The organism is Herpetosiphon llansteffanensis (assembly GCF_003205875.1).
Lineage (GTDB): Bacteria > Chloroflexota > Chloroflexia > Chloroflexales > Herpetosiphonaceae > Herpetosiphon > Herpetosiphon llansteffanensis.
In genome coordinates this window covers 1-23,956 of sequence record NZ_PUBZ01000135.1, presented here as the reverse complement: position 1 = coordinate 23,956, position 23,956 = coordinate 1, and the positions used below count along the sequence as shown (strand labels likewise).

11 protein-coding genes, 2 tRNA genes and 1 CRISPR repeat array are annotated in these 23,956 nt (G+C 49.6%); of the genes, 7 read left to right on the top strand and 6 right to left on the bottom strand.

All coding sequences use genetic code 11. The features are described 5' to 3' along the window. The first annotated feature begins 290 nt into the window (after positions 1–290). The 3 genes from C5S61_RS21750 to C5S61_RS21740 all read left to right on the top strand — a co-directional run bounded on the left by C5S61_RS21750 (position 291) and on the right by C5S61_RS21740 (position 2,363). A tRNA-Ser gene (locus tag C5S61_RS21750) sits at positions 291–380 on the top strand. Between the two features lie 10 nt (positions 381–390). Next, positions 391–480, top strand: a tRNA-Ser gene (locus C5S61_RS21745). Positions 481–587: 107 nt separating this feature from the next. After that, positions 588–2,363 (top strand): right-handed parallel beta-helix repeat-containing protein, encoded by a 1,776-nt coding sequence (locus tag C5S61_RS21740; protein ID WP_110518828.1) that lies wholly within the window; start codon positions 588–590, stop codon positions 2,361–2,363. 58 nt (positions 2,364–2,421) lie between these two features. On the opposite strand, the gene C5S61_RS21735 is transcribed toward C5S61_RS21740, so the two are convergent. The 3 genes from C5S61_RS21735 to C5S61_RS21725 form a co-directional block, all read right to left on the bottom strand. Next, a complete protein-coding gene (locus C5S61_RS21735; protein WP_110518826.1) occupies positions 2,422–3,213 on the bottom strand; it encodes a tryptophan 2,3-dioxygenase in 792 nt (263 codons plus the stop codon). A 128-nt stretch (positions 3,214–3,341) separates the two neighbouring features. After that, complete coding sequence (locus C5S61_RS21730) at positions 3,342–5,543, bottom strand: pectate lyase-like domain-containing protein (RefSeq protein ID WP_110518824.1); 2,202 nt, start codon at positions 5,541–5,543, stop codon at positions 3,342–3,344. Positions 5,544–5,889: 346 nt separating this feature from the next. Then, positions 5,890–6,546, bottom strand: coding sequence for a winged helix-turn-helix transcriptional regulator (locus C5S61_RS21725; RefSeq protein WP_110518822.1), 657 nt, complete (start codon positions 6,544–6,546; stop codon positions 5,890–5,892). A gap of 132 nt (positions 6,547–6,678) precedes the next feature. On the opposite strand from C5S61_RS21725, the gene C5S61_RS21720 reads away from it, so the two are divergent. Together C5S61_RS21720 and C5S61_RS21715 are read left to right on the top strand one after the other, a co-directional pair. After that, positions 6,679–7,215 carry a dihydrofolate reductase family protein gene (locus C5S61_RS21720; RefSeq protein ID WP_110518820.1) on the top strand — a complete coding sequence of 179 codons (537 nt, stop codon included), beginning with the start codon at positions 6,679–6,681 and terminating at the stop codon, positions 7,213–7,215. Positions 7,216–7,221: 6 nt separating this feature from the next. Then, complete coding sequence (locus C5S61_RS21715) at positions 7,222–7,491, top strand: DUF2277 domain-containing protein (RefSeq protein ID WP_110518818.1); 270 nt, start codon at positions 7,222–7,224, stop codon at positions 7,489–7,491. A gap of 42 nt (positions 7,492–7,533) precedes the next feature. On the opposite strand, the gene C5S61_RS21710 is transcribed toward C5S61_RS21715, so the two are convergent. The 3 genes from C5S61_RS21710 to C5S61_RS21700 all read right to left on the bottom strand — a co-directional run bounded on the left by C5S61_RS21710 (position 7,534) and on the right by C5S61_RS21700 (position 11,758). Continuing rightward, positions 7,534–8,124, bottom strand: coding sequence for an SH3 domain-containing protein (locus tag C5S61_RS21710; RefSeq protein WP_110518816.1), 591 nt, complete (start codon positions 8,122–8,124; stop codon positions 7,534–7,536). A gap of 121 nt (positions 8,125–8,245) precedes the next feature. Next, positions 8,246–8,884: a CatA-like O-acetyltransferase gene (locus C5S61_RS21705; RefSeq protein WP_110518814.1), complete on the bottom strand. Its 639-nt coding sequence runs from the start codon at positions 8,882–8,884 to the stop codon at positions 8,246–8,248. Positions 8,885–9,139: 255 nt separating this feature from the next. Next, positions 9,140–11,758 (bottom strand): ATP-binding protein, encoded by a 2,619-nt coding sequence (locus C5S61_RS21700; protein WP_110518812.1) that lies wholly within the window; start codon positions 11,756–11,758, stop codon positions 9,140–9,142. A gap of 138 nt (positions 11,759–11,896) precedes the next feature. Between C5S61_RS21700 and C5S61_RS21695 the strand changes: the two genes are divergently transcribed. Together C5S61_RS21695 and C5S61_RS21690 are read left to right on the top strand one after the other, a co-directional pair. Next, positions 11,897–13,522, top strand: a complete 1,626-nt coding sequence (locus C5S61_RS21695) for a choice-of-anchor Q domain-containing protein (RefSeq protein ID WP_110518810.1) — start codon at positions 11,897–11,899, stop codon at positions 13,520–13,522. Between the two features lie 17 nt (positions 13,523–13,539). Continuing rightward, positions 13,540–15,984 carry a hypothetical protein gene (locus C5S61_RS21690; RefSeq protein WP_110518808.1) on the top strand — a complete coding sequence of 815 codons (2,445 nt, stop codon included), beginning with the start codon at positions 13,540–13,542 and terminating at the stop codon, positions 15,982–15,984. A 366-nt stretch (positions 15,985–16,350) separates the two neighbouring features. Then, a CRISPR array of direct repeats spans positions 16,351–23,768; the repeat unit is 37 nt; unit sequence GTTTTAATCCCCTGACGAGGATTTGGGTTATTCGAAT. Positions 23,769–23,956 lie beyond the last annotated feature (188 nt).

Genomic DNA, 23,956 nt, shown 5'->3' with positions numbered 1-23,956 from the left:
GGTCAGGGGTCAGGGGTCAGGGGCGAGGTTGGCAAAAGCAACATTCCCTCACCCTCAGCCCCCTCGCCCACTACACGCGGGCGAGGGGGCGTAGCTGTTTTTACCAACGAATTGCGGCAGAACCACGTCGCTAAAGCCCCTCGCCCGCGCCACGGGAGAGGGGTTGGGGTGAGGGGGTCTTAAAACCTCCCCTTGCTAGTGATCCCTAACCTCCAGCAGAACGAATTTGACAAGCAAGGGCTTCGCTGGTATACTTACGCCTCGTAAACAAGTAAATACGAATTTCGTCCGGAGCAGTGGCCGAGCGGTTGAAGGCGACTGTCTTGAAAATAGTTAGGGTGTCAAAGCCCTCGTGGGTTCGAATCCCACCTGCTCCTCCACCATAGATACGGGAAGGTGGCTGAGTGGACGAAAGCAACGGTTTGCTAAACCGTCGAAGGGTCACACCTTCCGAGGGTTCGAATCCCTCCCTTCCCGCCAAGAAACAACGTGAGTAACCCTCACGTTGTTTTGTTTTAGCTTCAACAATTCATGCTATAATCCTGCCTTCATTGCCTAACTATTGTTAATTTATTTAGGAGGCAGGCTTGAAATCGATCCTTATTGCTCTTGTTCTCGGTTTATTGGTGTCTCAGGTTGGGGCGGCTGCCCCGCAAAGCGCGGTTGTGGCAGGCGAATTACGCGCCGATGCAACCTTCAATCATATTGGCGTAACATGGACGATCAGCGGCGATACCGACCGCGATAGCAGCCTAAAGCTTGAATATCGTTTGGTTGGGAGTACGGTTTGGCGGGATGCTGCCCCTGCAATGCGCGCCAATCCTAGCACGATAGTCGAAGGCGCAGCCCTTAATCGTAACTATCACGCGGCAAGCGCCATGTGGCTCAGCACTGGCACCGAGTATGAACTACGCGCTACCTTGAGCGACCCCGATGGCGGCAGCACAACCCGTACAATCACCAAACGTACGCGCAGCTTGCTGGATTTTGGACCAACGGTGCGTACACGCTTTGTCGTTCCTGGCAATGGCGGCGGCACTGGCACAATCCAAGATCCATTTCAAGGTATTCAAACAGCAGTTAATGCAGCAGCCCCAGGCGATAGCTTTATCTTGGCAGAAGGCAGCTATCAACCGTTTCAAATTCTGACCAGCGGCACGCAAACTCAGCCAATCCGCATCAGCGGCCCCTCCAATCGGCGGGCGATTATCGATGGTGCAAATACAACTCGTGGCGTGATAACCCTTGGCGAGAGCGATCAAACCCTTGGCTTTGTGATTGTAGAAAACTTGACGATTCAAAATGGCACTTGGGGCATCGATGCCCAACATACCCACGATATTCTGATTAGCCGCAATCTTATTCGTGATGTTGGCTTTGGCATTTACAATCGCCGCCAAACCCACCAAGAATACAATCAAACGGTGCTTGATAACACGATTATTGGCCGCACTCCTTGGCCTGGCACGGGTATTCCTAGCGAGCGTGGCATCGATTTACGCGGTACTGGCAATATTGTGGCCTTTAACAGCGTTATGAATTTTGGCGATTGTATTTCGCTGCAACCATGGGCTGCCCAGAGCACCTATGGCCAAGATGTGTACAACAACGATGCGGCATTTTGCGTTGATGATGGGATCGAAATTGATTATAACCAAGCTAACACGCGGGTTTGGAATAATCGGGTGACCAATGCACGCATGGGGATTAGTGTTCAGCCAATTTATGGCGGGCCTGCCTATCTGTTCCGCAATAGCTTTTTCAATCTTGCTGGTACGCCGTTTAAATTACACAACCAACCAACCGGCTTGTTTATTGCTCATAATAGCTCTGCCCGCATCGGCAATGCCTTTAGCGACGATGGCCAACAATGGCGCAACACGATTATTCGCAATAATTTGATGTTGGGCACGCGCTATGCTTTTGAATTTATGACCATCGCCGATGAAGGCTTTCGCGATGTTGATTACAATGGCTGGGGAACCAACCATGCTAGCGATTCGGCCTCGGCTCCCGATTTCAAATGGAATAACGTGCGCTATCAGCGCTTGAGCGATTTACAAGCAATTGGGGTCGAAACCCATGGCGTAACTGTCAGTTTTAGCGATGTGAATAACGCCACCTTGCCAGCCTCAGTCGATGTGGCCTCGCCAGTTGGCGAAGCAGATTTGCGCTTGAAAAGCACGTCGGTGGCAATCAACAAAGGCGCTGTGATTGCCAATATCAACGAGCCATTTGTAACTGATGGTTTGCCCGATTTGGGCGCGTTTGAATTAAGCAAGCCACTGCCGCACTATGGCCCACGCATCGAATATCAAATTCCAAGCAATATTCGGGTTTATGTGCCAATCGCGCACCGTTAGAATGACATAATGATCGAAAGCGCGCTGATCAATTGCTGATCAGCGCGCTTTTCTGGGCTTATAAATCGGCGCGAATTGCCCACAAATCAGGGAAGAATGGCTTGATCGTGCTGGCAAGGTAGGCCGCGCCGCTTGAACCACCAGTGCCTTGCTTGATGCCAATCGTGCGCTCAACCATTTTCACATGGCGATAGCGCCATTCTTGAAAGCCCTCGTCAAGGTCGATTAAGCGTTCGCAGAGGTTGCTTACCAAGGGATTTTGGCGATAGATCGTAATCAAAACTGCTTGAATTTCTGGCGAAGCTGCTAGCGCTTGGGTTACGTCGCGCTCAATTTGCGCCTGCGGAATCGCATAACCATTCAGCTGCAAATAGTGCAAAAAGCTGTCCCACAGGCTTGGTTGCTGATAGCGTTGTTCGAGCCGTTCATGGCTTGGTAATGCCCCAAAATGCTGCAAAATTGCTGGCCGTTTATGGCCTAAGGCAAATTCAATCTCGCGAAATTGCAGCGATTGAAAACCGCTGGCCGATTCGAGCGAGCCACGAAACGCATTGAATTGCAATGGAGTCATCGTTTCCATCACATCAACTTGGGCCACGATTGTTTTGAGAATTGTCAAAATGCGGCGGATGGTTTGGTTGGCGCGGCCTGTATCATTGGCGCGTAGCAGTTCGCCCAAATAATCAAGCTCATGCAAAATTTGCTTAAACCACAACTCATACACCTGATGAATCACAATAAACAATAATTCGTCGTGTTCGGGGCCGTTGGGGCCATGGCTGCGCGGGGCTTGTAAATTTAGTAGTTCATCAATTTTCAAATAACTAGCATAGGTTAATGCTTGCGACATTGCACACTCCTTTGGATGCAGGTTTTGGCTTGCGGCGCAAGTTTAACATAGCCCGCGAGCAGCGTCTACAAAAAAACACCGCTTGGTTATTACGCCAAGCGGTGTTTTGGGTTATCCAACAGGGTTAATTAGGGATAATTGGTTACTTTGGGGGTGTAGCTGACATTTGGTTGGGTCGAGCCACCAGTATTATTAATGACGCTGCTAATGCCGCCATTGGCCCCAATTGCCACCGAAATCATGTTATGAAAGCGCACATTTGGGTTGTTTGGTGCTTCAATTGCGCGGGTTAGCCAGACGTTGGGGTAGGTGAAAACGCTGTAAATACCCAAACCCCAAGCTTCGTGGCTGGTCACGTTGTCGGCAACTTTGTACGATGCCCAACCGTTGACTCCCGCTGCGCTACGCCAGCTATCTTGGGTTGGTGGATCGTAGGGAATTTCCGATTGATAGAAGTAAACGCGGCCACCATTGCCCTGCCAAAGCACTTGATATTGTTGATAGTGCTCGACAAACAGGCCGTAGATCGTCACATTATTGCCATTGACGATCAAGCCATTGGCCGCAGTGTTGCTGTTCCACGCCACGCCATCGCCGTGGTCGGCGCGCCAAACCCAGGTATGGTCAACAATCGTGTTATGGCTGTTGATGCGCAAACTGGTCGAGGCTTTGCCTGCTGCGGCTCCGCCAACGCGGAAAATTACATCGTGCAAAACGATTGGGTTGGCTGCATGGTTGGCGCTGCTGCCGTTTGGCCCAACTTCCAACAACACTGGCGAATTGATCACGCCTGCATCAAACAATACGCCAGCAATCGTCACGCCATCAACATCGGCCACGGTCATTGCAGCCAGGCCTGTGGTTGGGCGCAAGGTTGCAAAGCCCAATCCCAACACGACGGTATTGGGGTTATTGACCCGAATTGTGTCGTTCAGGGCGTAAATGCCAGGCGTAAACAGTAAATGCTTGCCAGCAGCCAACTGAGCATTGATCGTGGCGGCACTATCGCTTGGTTTGGCAATAAAGAATTGGCTCATGGCGATGGTTGTGCCCGGGGTTGAACCGCCGGCCCAACTAATGCCGCTGCTGTTACTGCGCAAACTTGGCACGCGCACGCCCCAATTTCCAGCAGCATCGACCGTTACAAAGGGTTTTTCACGCACAATTGGCGTTTGATCAATTTTGGTATACGGTGGGTTTGGCCAGTTGCCTGCTGGCGGGTTGGTCACGCCAACAAACACCATATTCCAATTTGAGCCAGTCCAGCTGCCCCATTGGGTGTTGCGTGAAATCCACTGTTGCTGGGTGCCAGAATTAACATTGCCATCAACCAGCACATCTGACATCCAGCCGCCGCTCGACCAGCCATTATTTTGGTTGAGCTTCATATTGCCACGAATGTGCATGCGGCGGAAGGGCACGGCCTGCGAAACTGCCCATTGCATTGTGCCATTGGCGGGCGTAATCGATAAGCCTTCTGCGCCCCGCCAAAAATTACAGGTCGCGTTATCGTTGCCAAGATAAGCGTTCGAGTAGACACTGCCGTTGATGTTGACGCTATCGGGCGATGCGCCAACGCCGAGCAATTGAGTATAGAAACCAACTGGAATATTCAGGCCGTTGTAGGTGCCTGGTTTGAACATCAAGGTATAGCGGGCTGAGCCAAATTGGCTATTTTGCTGAATCCCATACACATTGTTGATTTGATTTTGAATCGATGCCGTTGACATTGATGGGTCAAACATCAAAACATTCGGGCCGAAATCAGGGGTTGTGCCCGGTGGGGTAGTTGGAATTGGAGTTGGATTGGCTCCAACTACGCCCCAATTGAAGGTTTCCCAGCCAGAAGCGGTTGGACGGTTGGCAACCAAGGGCGCGTGAGTGCCGAGATTGAGATCGCTGGAAACGAAATTGTTATTGCCAACCGAGCGCAATTGCACTTGGCCCGCCGTCACATCGACCCATTGAAACACTTCCCAACCGCTCATTGTGGCACGGTCGGCAACCAATGGTGTATTGGCAAAATTTTGGTCGGCTGAAACAAACTTGCCATTGGCCACCGCACGCAGGCCAATATTGCCATTGCCTGCATCAACAACCTGAAATTGCTCCCAACCACCAGCAGCATCGCGGTCGGCGACCAACGGCGTGTTTGCTCCACGATTGCTATCCGCCGAAACATATTTGCCGCTGGAAACTGCGCGTAGCCAAATGGTTTGGTTGAGTGGTGCTGCTGCAAAGGCCGCTTGGGGAGCCGCTGTAATAAACGTAAACAGGATGCTAAGTACAAGGCCAAGCGCCGCCAGTTTACGCCAAACATGAGTAAGCATTGCGTTCCTCCGTAGATTAAACCCAGTTTCATCCTCGAAATCAGCTATCCAACAATGCGATAGTGTGGGCCTGCGGAACGAAAATGTGTGGTGTAGCGCTAAAAATATCAAGTCGGTATCGTTTCCGGAAACGATACCGACTATATTAATGAAATTTAAAGGTTTGTCAAGCCTACAAAAATTTGCCTTGGGTGGTTCAAGATCCCCTCACCCCCCAGCCCCCTCTCCCACGAAAACGCGGGCGAGGGGGAGCCGACCAGTGGTCTACCGACGAATTGCGCAAGAACCACGAGGTTAAAGCCCCTCTCCCGCGCCACGGGAGAGGGGTTGGGGGTGAGGGGAAATCTTACTCTGGTGGATTAATTGCACAGCACATGAGAAAACGCGTTAGCGCATTGGGATCGCCCTGAATCTGCACGAGTCCTTGATTGATTGCTAGCTCAGGTTTAATCTCGCCTTGGAGTAATTGCAAATAGTGCTCAATTGTGGTGTGTAGAATAATTGCTGGTTGCTGGCTCGGCCCTTGCTGAACGATTAATTGACCGTGATCAAGCGTTACGCTCAGCAATTCGCCATCAACATGCCATTGATAGCTTTCGCGGAATTGCGCTTGTGCTGGGCGAAAAAAGGTTTTGAGCGTCAAGGCATACGAGCCAATATTCAGCAGCTGCACCTGCTCGCTACTCGCAGGCACAAATTGGCTGCCCCACTTGCCCAATTCGAGCAAACTTGGCTCAAGGCCCCGCCCTAAGTCGGTCAGGCCATAGACGGTTGAGCCAGCTGGTGGCGCGAGCACTTGCCGCACAATGAGGCCTTGCTGCTCAAGATGTTTAAGCCGCTCGGTGAGCAGGTTGGTGCTAATACCTGGCAGGCCATTGAACAAATCCTTAAAGCGGCGTGGCCCAGCAATCAGCTCACGAATGACCAGCATTGTCCAGCGTTCGCCAAGAATTTCGAGGGCATAGGCTAGCCCACAATATTGGTTGTAACTGCGATTGTTCATAATGCTTCTAGTTCTAGGTAGTACTTCAAAAATGATACTATTAAGAAGTATACCTGAAATTAGAGCTTGACTTTTTGAAGTTCGTCTTATAGTATAGCAAATATGTTCTATTAGTGTAAAGGGAATGTACGTATGGGTAAGATTGTACTGACCATGTTTGTTTCGCTCGATGGTGTGGTCGAAAATCCAGGCTGGTCGATGCCCTATTGGTCTGATGATATTTCGGCGTTCAAGGCTGAAGAATCTGCTGAATGTACGGCGTTGCTGCTTGGTCGGGTAACCTACGAGGGTTTTGCCCAAGCATGGCCCGAATCCAAAGACGAAGGCGCTGAACACATGAATGCCTTGCCCAAATATGTGCCAACCAGCACCCTCGAAACCCCAACTTGGAACGCCACTTTTTTGCAGGGCGACGTAATCGAGCAAATTCGCGAGTTGCGTAAAGAGCAAAATTTGTTGATTTATGGCAGCACCGTTTTGGCCGATAGCTTGATCAAACACAATTTGATCGACGAATATCGTCTGTTGATCTACCCCGTTGTGCTTGGCGAAGGCCAACTCCTCTTTCACCAAGGCACAACCGCAACCCTCAAACTAGTCGAAACCCGCACCATGAGCACTGGCGTGGCGATGCTGAAATATCAACGCATTGAACAAGCAGCGGAGTAATGCCGTATGTGTCGTAATATTCGTCCATTGTTTAATTTTGAGCCACCAGCAACCGAAGATGAGATTCAAGCTGCTGCACTGCAATTTGTGCGCAAAATTAGCGGCTTCAATCAGCCTTCTGCTGCCAATCGCGAGGCTTTTGAGGTTGCGGTTGCAGCGATAACCGCCAATGCCCAAACCCTCTTGGATGCGCTGCAAACGACCAGCCCTGCCAAAGATCGTGAGACAGAAAAGCACAAAGCGCAGGCCCGTAATGCCCAGCGCTTTGGTAAATAAACAGCTGTTCATTCCTGATCACGTTGCTAATTCCACGTGGAATTAGCGGCGTGGTTTTGAGCTTGGTGGTTTATTGCTTGTTGGCGGTTTTGGCTTGGCAGGCTGTGGTTTATTGGTTGTTGGCGGCTTTGGCTTGGTTGGCCGGCTTGGAGCCTGCGGTCTGGTTGTTGGGTGTGGCCGCGCACTTGATGGGCGGGGCGTAGGAAATGGTCGGTTGGTTGGCTGAACGGTTGGCGATGCTGTCGCCACGAAGCGCTGCTCCCATGGCAAGCTGGCTTGTTGATCAGCTGGCAAACTGAATAAACTAGCGCTCATCCAGCCAAGATAATCATTGACTCGCACCCGATACCACAAGTGATCAGCATCGTTGCGTTGTGCCAAAATCAAGATTGACGCTTGTGGATCAATCGTGGTAATAATATCGGCATCGGTGCTTGGCTCAGCCCGCAGATTGGCAACAGAACTCACCGAACTCACCAAGGGCGTGGCTTCAACCAAAATTGGGCTGGGAATCGGCGTATTGGATACGTTGACGACAGAACGGGCAACATTAGTTGGCAGCGCCACACTTTTGGCACGACCACAGCCAACCAACAACAATAGCCCAAGCCCAAGTAACAAACCTCGTCGCATACATCCCTCATAGCTTCAATAAATCAAAGGCTGGAGTGTATACGCCACGGTGCGTAAAACGTTACGCTGTTGAAGGATGCAATGGCGAAAAGCATGCACCCTCCAACAGCGAATCTCTACATTAATCTAAAAACTCAGCGGGAGTATCTAAAATGGCTTGAACGCGCTCGTAGAAGCGCCCCACATGCAAGCCATCCATCAAGCTATGATGCACTTGCACGGCTAAGGGCATGAGTCGGCGTTGGCCTTCGAGCGAATGCTTGCCCCACGAAATGCGCGGTACTGAATCGATTGGGTTGAGATGAACTGGATGCATGATTCCGGTGAAGCTGACCCACGGAATGCTGGTCATGTAGAGCAGATTATCTTGGCCTGGCTCATCGCTGATCGTTGGATTGGCCTTGACTGCGGCAACTTTGGCTTCAGCCAGCGGCGCAAATTCAGCATAATTTGAGTGATAGGGAATAACGCAGAAGCTAAATAAATCGTTATCGAGCAACACCGTCGGCGATGGATCAACCCGATCGTGCTCGACCACGCTATCGCCGCGAATACGCCAGCGAAAGACCACTTGCTCGTTGGCGGCTCGGGCAAAAACAAAGGTTAGGCTGGTGCTTAATCGCATTTGGCGTGCTTTGATCGCTTGATACCAGGTTTGAATATCAATGTTGGCACATAAACTAAAGTGCGGGTAGGTCAGGCTATGGTAGTGGGCAAAGTGCTGACGACGGGGCCATGTAGCAAGATCAATGGTACGCATATGCTTCCTTATAAACGAGATTGTGGCCTAGTATAAGCAGCGGCGCTTGATCGTCAATCCCTCTTTTGATGGAGTCCAAGTGGACGAAGATTTTTTTCGTTGCAATTCATAGTTCGCCACCCTTCCGTCCCTCCGCCGGAGGGAAACGCAGGGGGTTTTCATCCCCCTGCACCCCCTAAATGACATGCTGTGGTTGAAAAGGGTTACTTGATGAACCTGCCAACTCTTGGTTCTATGTTGAGTGCAAGGAAGGAGCTAATTGGCAAGTGCCAAACTAATGGCTCGTTGCAAGCTCAATTGCTGGCCTTGTTGCGTGGCTTGCTGCCAGACGTTTGCAGTTAAATGCGCTTGAATTGCCTGCACAATCTGGTTATAGCTCTGCTGATCGGCGGGAATCATTGGGTAGCCTTTGGTTGTGCGTAGGTGATCAGCGTAGGCGAGCAGCTGGGCGGCGGTGGTGGGCAGGCTTTGGCTCAAACAATGGGCGATGCCTTCTAAGCCTTCGATGATGCCGCCATCAAAGCCAATTGCATGGGCGAGCATGAGACATTGGCGGTAGCCGGTTTGGGCTTGGCTATGCTCGCCGAGCAACCAATAGGCATTGGCAATGCGATTTTCGAGCACACACAGCGATTGTTGGTCGCCTAAGCGCTCAAAAATTGGCTTGGCTGTTCGATAATGCGTTAAGGCAGGCGTTGGTTGGCGCAAATCGGCTGCAATATTGCCCAAATTAATCAGTGCTGTTGCCTCATTCCACTCGTCGCCGAGCTCGCGGGCTAAGGCTAGGCTTTGCTCAAATGCAGCTTGGGCTGCTTCCAAGCGTTGTTCATCGCGGGCAATTGCACCAAGGCCCAAGGCAATTAAGGCAACGCCCGATTGATCGCCCAGCTGCTGATAGATTTGTAAACACTCTTGATAGAGCTGGGTGGCTCGTTGATTTTCTGATTGCTGGCAATAGAGATTGCCCAAATTGTGCAGGGTTGAAGCAACGCCCGATTGATCAGCAAGCGCTTGATAGAGCGGCAAGCTTTGTTCGTAATAGGCTGCCGCCTGATTATATGCGCCAGTATCCATCGCCACCAAACCCAAATGGCCCAAAACCTGAGCCTGCCCAGAGCGATGCTGGTTGCTTTGGTAGATGATGAGGGCTTGCTGATACCATTGTTCAGCTTGTTGATAATCGCTTTGTCGCCAAGCCAAAATGCCCACGCCATCGAGTGCCCGCGCAAAATCAACATCGGCAGTTGGTTGATAGCTGATGAGCAAATTTTCAAACCAACGCCGACCCTCGCGCAAATAGCCACGCATATACCAAAACCGCCAAATATAGCCGATTAACTGAATTGCTTGTTGCTGGGCGTTATGCTGCCAAGCCCAATTTAGGGCCGCTCGAATGTTATCGTGTTCAGCTTCGAGGTGCTGAATCCATTGTGCTTGGCCATTGCCTGTGCGCAAAGCCTGTTCTGCTTGGCGCGCCAATTCAATCAGATAATCAAGCATGCGCCGATTGAGCAGATCGGTTTCAGCATGCTTTTGGGCTTGCTCTTGAGCAAACGTCCGCACCATGGTCAGCATGCGCATTCTGCTTGAAGCTTCGTCAGTCTGTTGTTGAATTAGGCTATGATCAAGCAAGCTATTTAATTGTTCGATTAACTCATGGCGTTTATGTTCTGTGCCACAAACTGCTATTGCACTTTCGACCGTCCAGTCACTGACAAACACGCTTAGCCGCTCGAACAAACGTTGGGTCGCCGGATCAAGCTGTTGGTAGCTCCAAGCCAAGGCAGTTGTGACTGAATAATGGCGCGAAGGCAAATCGCGGCCTCGGCGACGCATACTCAAAAAATGGCTGGCCAATTCGCTCAACAAGGCCTCGGGATCAAACAAACGCCCAGAAGCGGCAACCAACTCGAGCGCCAGTGGCACGCCATCGACGCGTACGCACAAGGCAGCCAGCGCCAACGCATTTTTCTCAGTCAGCTCAAGCTTGGGGTTGTGCACATGTAAACGGGCCAACAACAAGGCCATGGCTTCAACTTGGGCCAATTCAGCCAATGGCGGCAAGGCGAGCAAGTTGGGCACGGCCAAGGGCGTAAGATGCAGCACATGTTCATCGTTCAAACGCAAGGCAAGTTGGCTGGTAACGATCAATTTGAGGCTTGGCACTGCGCGCAGTAATTGGTTGATCACGCGACTTGCCGCTTGAATCTGCTCACAATTATCGAGCAGCAAACAGCTTGGTTGTTGGCCTAGCTGGTTAATCGTTGAAAGCAGCGGTTGCTGATCGGGGCTTTCAGTCAAATCAAGCGCTTTATTGATTGCCCGAATCATCGAATCTGGCTCGCTGGCGCTGACCAAATCAACAAACACACACTGATATTGGCTTTGGCTGGCAAATTGATGCAAACAGTGTAATGCCAGTTGGGTTTTGCCAATCCCCGCCAAACCAACCAGGCTGATCAAACGAATCTGGGGATTGTTCAGCCAGTGCAGCATTCGTTCTTGTTCTGGCTTGCGCCCAAAAAAGTGACTGGTTGGGCTTGGCAAATGGCTCGCCAGCAATGGGCTTGCTTGCTTGGAAATTGGAGTGGTTGGCCCGTTGGCTGGCTCGGCGATTAATTCTTCGCGCGCAACCGCTGCTAATTCTAAAAGCTGCTGTGCTTCCTGCGATTGGGCCTCAAGATCCAATGCTGGCAGAAAGAGCGCAATCAAGGTAATCAAGTCGGGCGGGCGGCGACCTGTTTCAAGCCGACAAATTTGGGCATCGCTATAGCCAACCGCAATCCCTAATTCTGCTTGGGTTAGGCGCGCCCGACGGCGCAACAAGCGTAATTGCTTGCCAAACGCTGGTGAATTGATGGCACTTTGGCTCATTGTTCGATCCTCGTAGCTGGGATTGCGCCTGGCCGATTGCGCTTGCTGCGTTTGGGCCAATCCGCTTGACTGGTAGGAAATGTCAAGTTTTTGCTGCGTGCTGCTGCTATAACTACCACAACTTAGAAGGAGGTAGTTATGCACTTTTTAAAGATTTTACTGCTATGGTGTTGTACGTTGGCTTTGGCATTTCAGGTTCAGGCTGCGCCAATGGCTGGCGTTGTGGGGACTGGCACGCCTGCAAGTTGCAGCGAGGCTGCATTCGATGCAGCGCTTACCAATGGCGGCAATATCAGCTTTAATTGCGGCGGCCCAGCCACAATCAACCTCAGCAGCGATAAGATTTTGGTTAGTTCTACCACGATTGATGGGGCAAATCAAATCACGCTGAGCGGGCGCAATCTCAATCGTTTGTTCGTGGCCAATGGCGAAATTCAGTTTACGTTGCGCAATCTCACGCTGGAAGCTGGTTTTTCGCCAGTTGGCGGCGGCGCATTGGAGTTGGTTGGCGCGACAGTTGTGCTCGATCACGTGCGCTTCAACAACCATCAAGCGACCGATCAAGGTGGCGCGATCTACTGTTTTGAAGGCAGCGGCGGCAGTTTGACGATTCGCAACAGCAGTTTTGCCGCCAATCGCTCGGCCTCAGGCGGTGCAATTTATAACGATGGTTGCAGATTAACCATTGACAATAGCGATTTTACGGCGAATATAGCACCAACCACCAATATTACCTCGTTTGGCGGCGCGATTTATAGCGTTGGACCAACCAGCATCAACAATACACGCTTTTATCGGAATCAGGCCCGTGATGGCGGCGCAATCTTCATCCACAATCAAGCCTCAGCAACCATCAGATTTAGCAATTTTCTCGAAAATAGTGGCGGTTATGGCGGTGCGCTCGAAAATACTGGCGGCCTGACCATCACCGATAGCTTATTGCAAGCGAACAGCGTCAGCGGCACTGGCGGCGCAATTTGGAATAGCGGCGGACGATTGTTGCTCAAACGCTCACGCTTGCTTGGCAACCAAGCAGATGAAGGCGGCGCGATCAGTAGTTATGGCAGCCATGCCGAATTGGTCGATCTGCTGATCGAAGGCAATACAGCGACTGGCACAAACGGCGGCGGTGGCATTTTTCACGATAATGGCACGCTCTTCATCAGCAATGCCAGCCTGATTCGCAATGTGGCAACTGCTGGCCATGGCGGCGCAATTTACCAAGATTCCGACGATAACTTGACCTTGACCAACGTGACGGTCGCCGAGAATCAGGCTGATCAATTTGGCGGTGGTCTTTATCACAAAGCGCGTTATGCAGTGATTACCAACAGCACGTTTTACGCCAATTTGGCCTTGGCGGGCACTGAACTCTATGAGGATTCGCCCTTGACCAGCGAGCAACCAGGGATTATTCAAATTGGCAATAGCGTTGTGGCGGGCGAAAGCAACAACTGTGGCGGCAGCGCTGTGCAATCATTGGGCTTTAATCTGAGCGATGGCACCTGTGCAGGGCTGGATACTGCCAGCGACCAGCAAAACCTGAGCGATCTCAAGCTTTCGGCGTTACAGGTGAATGGTGGGCGGATTGCCATGCCAGTGTATACGCCGCTCGCAACCAGCCCATTAATCAACGCTGCCGACCCCAACCTTTGCCCAGCAAGCGATCAACGTGGCGCGGCCCGAGTTGCTGGCTGTGATGTTGGCGCGATCGAAGCGGCGGCGATGTTGACTCAAGTCTATTTGCCATTAGCCAAGCGCTAATCAATTGTGGAGGCTTTATGCGACGAGTATCAATCGTAGTTTTGCTGCTGATGTTGGTTGGTTGTGGCATGGCAGCGCCAGCGCCAAGTGGCTCGACCAACACGAGCATCAATCCTGAAGCGACCAATGTGCCGCCCGATGCGACCAAAACCAGCTTGCCAGTGGTGATGACTGGTGATCCCAATGCTCACCCGCGCTTGTGGCTGACCCAAGCCGATTTGCCTCGGCTGCGAGCCTGGGCCAGCGATAGCAACCCGCTCTATCGTGATGGCTTGAAGTTGGTTGCCGAGGAAGCCAAAATCACTATGGATGCTGGCGATGTGCCAACCCGCGATTGTGGCAGCACCGAATATGAAGAATTTCCGACCGAAATGTATGCAGAGCTGTTTGCTTTTATGTCGTTGATCGACCAGAACGAGGCGGCGCGGGCCGATTATGCCCAACGAGCACGAACTTTGTTGCTGTACATCATTAATATTGCTGCCCAAGGCCCAGCCGAAAATGATGATTATCTGTGCCCTGAAACCCAATCGACTGGCTACCCGCCGTTTCGTAGCCCGCGCTTTTTCACCGAGGATTCCAACCGCGCGCGCTGGCATGGCGAAGCTTTTCCGTTGGTGGTCGATTGGATTTACCCAGTCTTGAGTGCGAGCGATAAAGCAGCAATTCGCGGCGTATTTTTGCGCTGGTCTGATGAAATTGTCCAACGCGCCTACCATCACCCAGAGCCAATTGGCCTGATCAATGATCCTAGTTTGATCGCCAACACTGAGCAAGTACGTTGGTCGGGCAATAATTATTTTGTGGCCCATATGCGCAATTTGGGCATGATGGCATTAGCTTTTGATGCCAACGATGATCCAAACAATCAATTGCGTAATTATTTGGATAATGCCACGGGCGCTTGGCTGTATATTTTTGATCATCTGACCCGTACCGATAGCAAGGGCGGCCTGTTGCCCGAAGGCTTTGAGTATAGCCCGCAAACCGCTAGCTACGCGATTCAATTTTTGCTGGCCTTGCAAACCGCAGGCAAAGATACGTGCGGCCAGCATTGCAAACTGAGTGGAAATCCATTTTGGGATGATTTTGTCACCAGTTACTTGCACTCGTTGAGTTCCAATCCCACCAACGATCCCAATCATGGCTTGGTGTATCAGCCAGCGTGGTATGGCGATGCCCAGAGCTATCATTTGGTCGATTTTATCAACGCCTTTGGCTCATTGGGGATGTATGATCAACGGACTGGCAATGCTGCACGCTTGGCCAAAGTGCGCTGGATTGAAACCGTGACCCCGCCAGGTGGCGCTGAAGGCTTGATCGATCGGGTTGGTAATCCGAATGATTTTCGCGATGCAATCATCTATTTTATGCTGTTTGACCCGAATGCCGCTGCGGCGAGCGACCCACGCCCAAGTATGGCGCTCGATTTTTACGCCGAGGGCATGCACAAAATTTTCTCGCGCAGCAGCTGGGCCGATGATGCTGGCTGGTTCAATTTCAGCCTAAGCTGGAATTTTATCGACCACCAACAGGCAGATGGCAACCATTTTGAGTGGTATCGCAAGGGCGAATGGCTGACCAAGGCGCGCACTGGCTACGCCGATATTGCAGAAGGCATTGCTAGCTCCGAGTTTCGCAACCTGATCGCGCTCGAAAACGATCAACCAGATCGCGACCCAAGCGATTGGCGAATTGATCTCTGGCGACGTGGCTCGCAATGGAATTTGGTGCCAACTGGCGACCCAAACTTGGTTGCGCACAGCCTTGATAGCCGCTTTGTCTATGCGTTGGGCGATGCGACCAATCTCTACAACAGCGAAAATGAGGCGACGACCGATATTACCCACGCCAGCCGCTCGATCGTTTGGCTCAAGCCTGATGCGATTGTGACCTATGATCGCGGCAGTTCGCAAACCGCCAATCGTTTCAAACGCTGGTGGTTACAATTGCCCACGCCCGCGACGATCAATGCCAATCGGGCGACAATGACGACTGCTGGCGGCCAAAACTTGAATATCACCAGTTTATTACCAGCCAATGCCACATTAACCGCCGTCAATACTAGCGATCAACAAGTGGAAAACACTGCTGCTAGCGACGACCCGATGACCGTTCGTTTGCGCATCGATGCGCCTGGCAATCCGCAGGATGTGCGCTTTTTGCAAGTGTTGCAAGCAACCAACAGTGGCGTTACGCCAGCCAACGTGAGCTTAATTGAAGCGACATCGGGCAATTATGTTGGGGCACAAATTGGCTCGCAGCTAGTGTTATTCCCAATTAATATTGATCAAACGTTTGCCACGATTGAATATAGCACGCCAAGCGTTGCCAATCTGCAACTGATCACAGGCTTGCAACCAAACACCGGCTACACAGTGCAGCGCAATGGCAACAGCGTGAGCATCAGCCAAGGCGGCGCACAAATGAGCGATAGCGGTGGGGTTTTGGTCATCGAGTAAAAGAACATAGAGCAAAGAACATAGAACATACGGGAAGTTGGTTTTGATCCACGAAGGACACGAAGGGCCACGAAGCTCCAATATTAAAGCCCTCTCACCCGTGTGTAATGGGCGAGAGGGCTGTCTATTTTCACCACCAGTTAGCGTAAACCACAAGCGTAGCTTGCAGCAGAGTTTGGGCTACATTGAACGCTTCAACATCCTCAGCTACCCTGAGGCGCACTGTTTTAAACCCCTCGCGGTCGGGGCATTGAACTTGGCCGTTGGTTCGATCCCCATCCGGCTCACCACTTTAGGTTAAAATCCCTCACGGTCGGGGCAGTGATGTGAACGCAAAGGCAAGAAGCCGAGCGAAACACAACTCGCGTTTTAATCCCCTGACGAGGATTTGGGTTATTCGAATCCAAAGGACAAGCCTATGAGTACCGACCGATTAGCGGGGGCAATGAGTTTTAATCCCCTGACGAGGATTTGGGTTATTCGAATGTCAACCACGCAGCGGCTTACCCGCCAGCGCTTGAGAATATGTTTTAATCCCCTGACGAGGATTTGGGTTATTCGAATGCTCTACCTTAACGCTTTACCACCAATCGAGGTTCCAATTAGTTTTAATCCCCTGACGAGGATTTGGGTTATTCGAATGATTACACCCGCCGGATTCTTAAGCCATCGCTGTATGTGGTTTTAATCCCCTGACGAGGATTTGGGTTATTCGAATTTACCATGGCTCCATAGCCACTCGGCGGCAGAACCAACAAGTTTTAATCCCCTGACGAGGATTTGGGTTATTCGAATCTCAAAATCAAGAAGAAACAACAGCCTGTCCACGCTTGGTTTTAATCCCCTGACGAGGATTTGGGTTATTCGAATGAAGGAAAAAGCCGCCGAGGATCGCGGTTTTAAGTTTTAATCCCCTGACGAGGATTTGGGTTATTCGAATTTTCTGAACTGCCAAGACGCGCTAGAGGCGCACTACGTTTTAATCCCCTGACGAGGATTTGGGTTATTCGAATATCAGCGACCGCCACCCGTTTCACTTTGGCAAGAATGGCCGTTTTAATCCCCTGACGAGGATTTGGGTTATTCGAATGCCGTGGCTTGCGTTGCTGGCATCGGGCCGCAGCTGGGTTTTAATCCCCTGACGAGGATTTGGGTTATTCGAATCCCGTGGCTTGCGTTGCTGGCATCGGGCCGCAGCTGGGTTTTAATCCCCTGACGAGGATTTGGGTTATTCGAATCTTGTGCGTATCCCGATAGATGGCCTCCAACGGACGGTGTTCGTTTTAATCCCCTGACGAGGATTTGGGTTATTCGAATCTTGTGCGTATCCCGATAGATGGCCTCCAACGGACGGTGTTCGTTTTAATCCCCTGACGAGGATTTGGGTTATTCGAATACATTCTCGCGGGTGGGATTCCGTGCCAACCGCACAGCGTGTTTTAATCCCCTGACGAGGATTTGGGTTATTCGAATAAATCAACCTAATTATTTCTCCACCTTAACAATTTCATATCAGTTTTAATCCCCTGACGAGGATTTGGGTTATTCGAATTCCATTGAGGCGCAATGGAAACGCCATTTCCGTTTTGGTTTTAATCCCCTGACGAGGATTTGGGTTATTCGAATACTATATGGCCTCGCTGCATGCGCCGTGCGTGTTGGCGTTTTAATCCCCTGACGAGGATTTGGGTTATTCGAATACACGCTGGCGGGATCAGGCATACAATGATAGCTCGAAGGTTTTAATCCCCTGACGAGGATTTGGGTTATTCGAATCCCCATTTATTTGAGGTGAAATATGTTTTATCCATTTTCTGTTTTAATCCCCTGACGAGGATTTGGGTTATTCGAATAAAGGAGCAACCAGTAGTATGCCTGAACAACTTATTGGTTTTAATCCCCTGACGAGGATTTGGGTTATTCGAATTTATGGCACGCCGCATGATTCAACCCCAAACCAACAAAGTTTTAATCCCCTGACGAGGATTTGGGTTATTCGAATGAAGAACTCGGTGTTTCAATGGGCCTCACCAAAACGGTTGGTTTTAATCCCCTGACGAGGATTTGGGTTATTCGAATGACCGGACGTTGGTTGCTTCGGTTAGTCCGCGTGTGAGTTTTAATCCCCTGACGAGGATTTGGGTTATTCGAATGCGACTAATTTCGCTAATCTCCTCCTGGCGTTTTTGGTTGTTTTAATCCCCTGACGAGGATTTGGGTTATTCGAATACAAATCCATCGCCATCGTCTGGGCTGTGCTTATTCCGGTTTTAATCCCCTGACGAGGATTTGGGTTATTCGAATTGAAGTTCATCATAAAGATAGTAATCGAGCTAACAAGTTTTAATCCCCTGACGAGGATTTGGGTTATTCGAATAGGCACGGTTTATTGCCCGAACAAAATTCATTCGTTTTGCGTTTTAATCCCCTGACGAGGATTTGGGTTATTCGAATGTGAGCCTATCGTAAGGATATAACCACGGCTCATTGATGAACGTTTTAATCCCCTGACGAGGATTTGGGTTATTCGAATTTGTACCAAAGGCGCAAACGGCCAACCCCACGCCGAACAGGTTTTAATCCCCTGACGAGGATTTGGGTTATTCGAATCATCCAATGCTGCATCAGGGGCCACATCAGGATTATACGTTTTAATCCCCTGACGAGGATTTGGGTTATTCGAATATATAGCTGATGCAAGCTAAGAAATAGCGGCCTGAGTAGGTTTTAATCCCCTGACGAGGATTTGGGTTATTCGAATGAACGCAACCGAGCAACCACACAAGCGTGAGCCGATTCGTTTTAATCCCCTGACGAGGATTTGGGTTATTCGAATGGTATCCCCATATTCTTTTATAATCGCTGCCTGAATGGGTTTTAATCCCCTGACGAGGATTTGGGTTATTCGAATACGTTCGTCGATGGCGAGGAATGGTACCAGTGCCTGACGCGTTTTAATCCCCTGACGAGGATTTGGGTTATTCGAATGCCACACACAGGCGATTTCTGGCATCAGTATTGAAAAGTTTTAATCCCCTGACGAGGATTTGGGTTATTCGAATATTCGAACATTCAATGATTTAGGTGGCGACTTTGAGTTTTAATCCCCTGACGAGGATTTGGGTTATTCGAATGCTGAACTATCCGAGCTGGAGCAATTACGTGAAGCAAAAACGGTTTTAATCCCCTGACGAGGATTTGGGTTATTCGAATGAATTACAGATGACTACCTTAATTTGGCCTGCAAAGTGGGTTTTAATCCCCTGACGAGGATTTGGGTTATTCGAATCACCACGGCAAGCCACTGGCTCAATGGTGACTACATTAGGTTTTAATCCCCTGACGAGGATTTGGGTTATTCGAATGATGTTCAGCTTCAATAAGATCCCACTTAATTTCATCTGTTTTAATCCCCTGACGAGGATTTGGGTTATTCGAATAGTGTGTCCTGTTCATCACGGTCAGGCGGCAAATCACCGTTTTAATCCCCTGACGAGGATTTGGGTTATTCGAATCTTAGCAAGCAAGAGCAAGTGGGAGTGCGGATTGTCTTTGTTTTAATCCCCTGACGAGGATTTGGGTTATTCGAATGTTATCGGATGCTGCTCGCGCTTGGCTCAATGCGCTCTATGTTTTAATCCCCTGACGAGGATTTGGGTTATTCGAATTTATGAAGGCAGGACAAATCATTGGTCAACTTCGCGTTTTAATCCCCTGACGAGGATTTGGGTTATTCGAATTTACCGCTGCTGGCCTTGCTGAAATTGCCCACAAGTTAGCGTTTTAATCCCCTGACGAGGATTTGGGTTATTCGAATACAATAAATCTGCTGAGCAAAAGTGGAGTACTATCATTGGCGTTTTAATCCCCTGACGAGGATTTGGGTTATTCGAATCGTTTGAGGGTTTGGCCAATGCGTGCGCGGCTCTGGAGTTTGTTTTAATCCCCTGACGAGGATTTGGGTTATTCGAATCGCTGAGCAGCGGGTTTCTGGCTTCGTGTGGCGGCGAGTGGGTTTTAATCCCCTGACGAGGATTTGGGTTATTCGAATATTGATGACTTGATCGAAGTCATCAAGGAAATTCAAGTTTTAATCCCCTGACGAGGATTTGGGTTATTCGAATTTCGCGCACCGTGCTCAACATGGCCTGATAATCAGCAGGGGTTTTAATCCCCTGACGAGGATTTGGGTTATTCGAATCGAAAACGCAAATCATCATTTTTGATCAGCGGTTCAATCGGTTTTAATCCCCTGACGAGGATTTGGGTTATTCGAATACGCATATAGCGTACTTCAAACTCACGAAGCCAGTACGTCCGTTTTAATCCCCTGACGAGGATTTGGGTTATTCGAATCCACGAACAACACCACACTGTTTTGCCGAAGTGAGTCAACGTTTTAATCCCCTGACGAGGATTTGGGTTATTCGAATATGGGGCCACCAAACGGTGGCCCCAGAGCAGGGTCAGGTTTTAATCCCCTGACGAGGATTTGGGTTATTCGAATCCAGTCGATCTGGGTTGGGTTGGCCAGGTCATTCAGATAAGTTTTAATCCCCTGACGAGGATTTGGGTTATTCGAATTTAATGTCGTTCATAATGGCCATTTCATCGTAGATCGTCGTTTTAATCCCCTGACGAGGATTTGGGTTATTCGAATGAATTGGCTGGTAGCAAGTATAAAAAGCATGTAGCGGTGAGTTTTAATCCCCTGACGAGGATTTGGGTTATTCGAATGCCACCGCCAAGCCTAAGCCTTGGAATAATGACACCAGCGTTTTAATCCCCTGACGAGGATTTGGGTTATTCGAATTCACCGTCAACGCGTATACCATTAGCCGTAAAATGAACTGTGGTTTTAATCCCCTGACGAGGATTTGGGTTATTCGAATACCACGCGGTTGAAGTGACGCATAACGGGGTAACACTGTTTTAATCCCCTGACGAGGATTTGGGTTATTCGAATATTGTAGGGTTTGAACCGTGGATATGGCATGCTGTGTAGGAGTTTTAATCCCCTGACGAGGATTTGGGTTATTCGAATTTGGTCAACATCTTTGGGTGTCCATGGCATTTCAAGAAACGTTTTAATCCCCTGACGAGGATTTGGGTTATTCGAATAGCGCGTGTATCGTGTGCCACGCAAGCTGTTACCCACCGTTTTAATCCCCTGACGAGGATTTGGGTTATTCGAATGATTTGATGCGCGGCTCGGCAATCGCAATGCCTTCGCGCCGTTTTAATCCCCTGACGAGGATTTGGGTTATTCGAATTGAGGGGGATGAATGTTTGATGCTCCAACCATGTAAAGTTTTAATCCCCTGACGAGGATTTGGGTTATTCGAATGTAAGAATAAGTTGGCCTTGGCCAACATAGATGCCATTTGTTTTAATCCCCTGACGAGGATTTGGGTTATTCGAATAGGAATTGCCGCCAAGATACACCAGATCGCCGCCGAATATGTTTTAATCCCCTGACGAGGATTTGGGTTATTCGAATGGTCTGGATTTCGGCACGCTCGATTGCATAGCTCTTGGTGGTTTTAATCCCCTGACGAGGATTTGGGTTATTCGAATATATTCCCATGTCCGCCCCACATCTGTCCCTGTTAGGGGTTTTAATCCCCTGACGAGGATTTGGGTTATTCGAATGGAACGTGGCCCCACTCGGCCCGTTCAGTTGGAAGTAGTTTTAATCCCCTGACGAGGATTTGGGTTATTCGAATTTCAAGGGGATGAATCATATATCTTGTTGGGCTTGGCCTTGGTTTTAATCCCCTGACGAGGATTTGGGTTATTCGAATCCCAAGAAGCTGCGCAATCTATCGCAGACGAAGCTAGTGAGTTTTAATCCCCTGACGAGGATTTGGGTTATTCGAATCTTGATATTCTTGGCCTACAAGCGTTATCGGCATTGAATACGGTTTTAATCCCCTGACGAGGATTTGGGTTATTCGAATGATGACGCAGTGTATTGCGGATAGTGCTGTCGAGGTCGCAATGGTTTTAATCCCCTGACGAGGATTTGGGTTATTCGAATCGATAGTTCTCTAAACGCTAAGATTCATTGAAGCGAAGGTTTTAATCCCCTGACGAGGATTTGGGTTATTCGAATATACAGGCTTGCAGCGCCCACAAGCCATACCTGATCTTGTTTTAATCCCCTGACGAGGATTTGGGTTATTCGAATGCATAGTGGCTTTCTTGCCGACCGACTGATAACACTCCGGTTTTAATCCCCTGACGAGGATTTGGGTTATTCGAATTCAATTTGCCCCAAGCATAAAGGCCGATCAATGCGGTTTTAATCCCCTGACGAGGATTTGGGTTATTCGAATACACGCGAGCCAATAGTGAAGATTGTTTCCTGTTGATGCGTGTTTTAATCCCCTGACGAGGATTTGGGTTATTCGAATGGTCAAAGACCTTGGCTCAGCGCTGGGCATCCAATCAGTTTTAATCCCCTGACGAGGATTTGGGTTATTCGAATTTAAAACGAAGCAATTGGCACAGGCGAATCAGCACCACGGTGGTTTTAATCCCCTGACGAGGATTTGGGTTATTCGAATTCGGTTTTACTGCCAGCATTGAGTTGGGCAATGGCATGAGTTTTAATCCCCTGACGAGGATTTGGGTTATTCGAATCATCTCCATCAAGCAACCCAAGGCGAGGGTATTTTCCACGTTTTAATCCCCTGACGAGGATTTGGGTTATTCGAATTCACCTCCTTGACGTGGTAGGTTGGCATACAGTCAACGTTGGTTTTAATCCCCTGACGAGGATTTGGGTTATTCGAATGCTCAGCCTGTATGGGCTATCCGGCCACCATTCGTTTTAATCCCCTGACGAGGATTTGGGTTATTCGAATATTCACCTGTTTGGTTGGCTTCGCGACTCCTCAATATGGTTTTAATCCCCTGACGAGGATTTGGGTTATTCGAATCCCAACGGATGAAGCCCCGCAGGTCTATAAACCCCGTGTAGTTTTAATCCCCTGACGAGGATTTGGGTTATTCGAATTGACTCCTGATGGCCGAATTGAATGCCTCAATGAAGAGGTTTTAATCCCCTGACGAGGATTTGGGTTATTCGAATATCATTGCCGATCCTCGGTACTGATCAACTCGCTCAGCTTGAGTTTTAATCCCCTGACGAGGATTTGGGTTATTCGAATAGAAATAACTTCAAGAATTTATACTCATGATTTTTGAGTTTTAATCCCCTGACGAGGATTTGGGTTATTCGAATGCGTGAGTTACCAGATTGATAAGATTGCGGTGCAAATGTCGTTTTAATCCCCTGACGAGGATTTGGGTTATTCGAATTGATTAATTCAACCTTCATCATTTCGCCGAAATCAGCAGTTTTAATCCCCTGACGAGGATTTGGGTTATTCGAATTTTGAAACCAACAATTAATCAATGCGCATTCAGTTGCATGGGTTTTAATCCCCTGACGAGGATTTGGGTTATTCGAATGCCATTAGCGCGGCGTACAGCGTGAGGGGAGGTCATGAGTTTTAATCCCCTGACGAGGATTTGGGTTATTCGAATCAGTTTGTCGAGAATATGGAGCCAGCAAGCCTCAGCTTTATTGTTTTAATCCCCTGACGAGGATTTGGGTTATTCGAATACTTTTTTCACCAGTATCAATAGAACCGCTTAAAACAAGTTTTAATCCCCTGACGAGGATTTGGGTTATTCGAATTCTTTTTCAACATCGATAGAGTAAACATAGCCATTATAGGTTTTAATCCCCTGACGAGGATTTGGGTTATTCGAATGTTACAAGCCGTATGTGGGATACCTACTGGTTTTATGCGTTTTAATCCCCTGACGAGGATTGAGGGCTGGGCTTAACATAGAATTGGTTCCCCTGCCCGATCCATCAGGGTCGGGGGGCGACACCGATCCGCCGTAGCGCGACACCCATGCCCCAATCGGGGTCGTTTTCGACACCAGGCGACTCGCT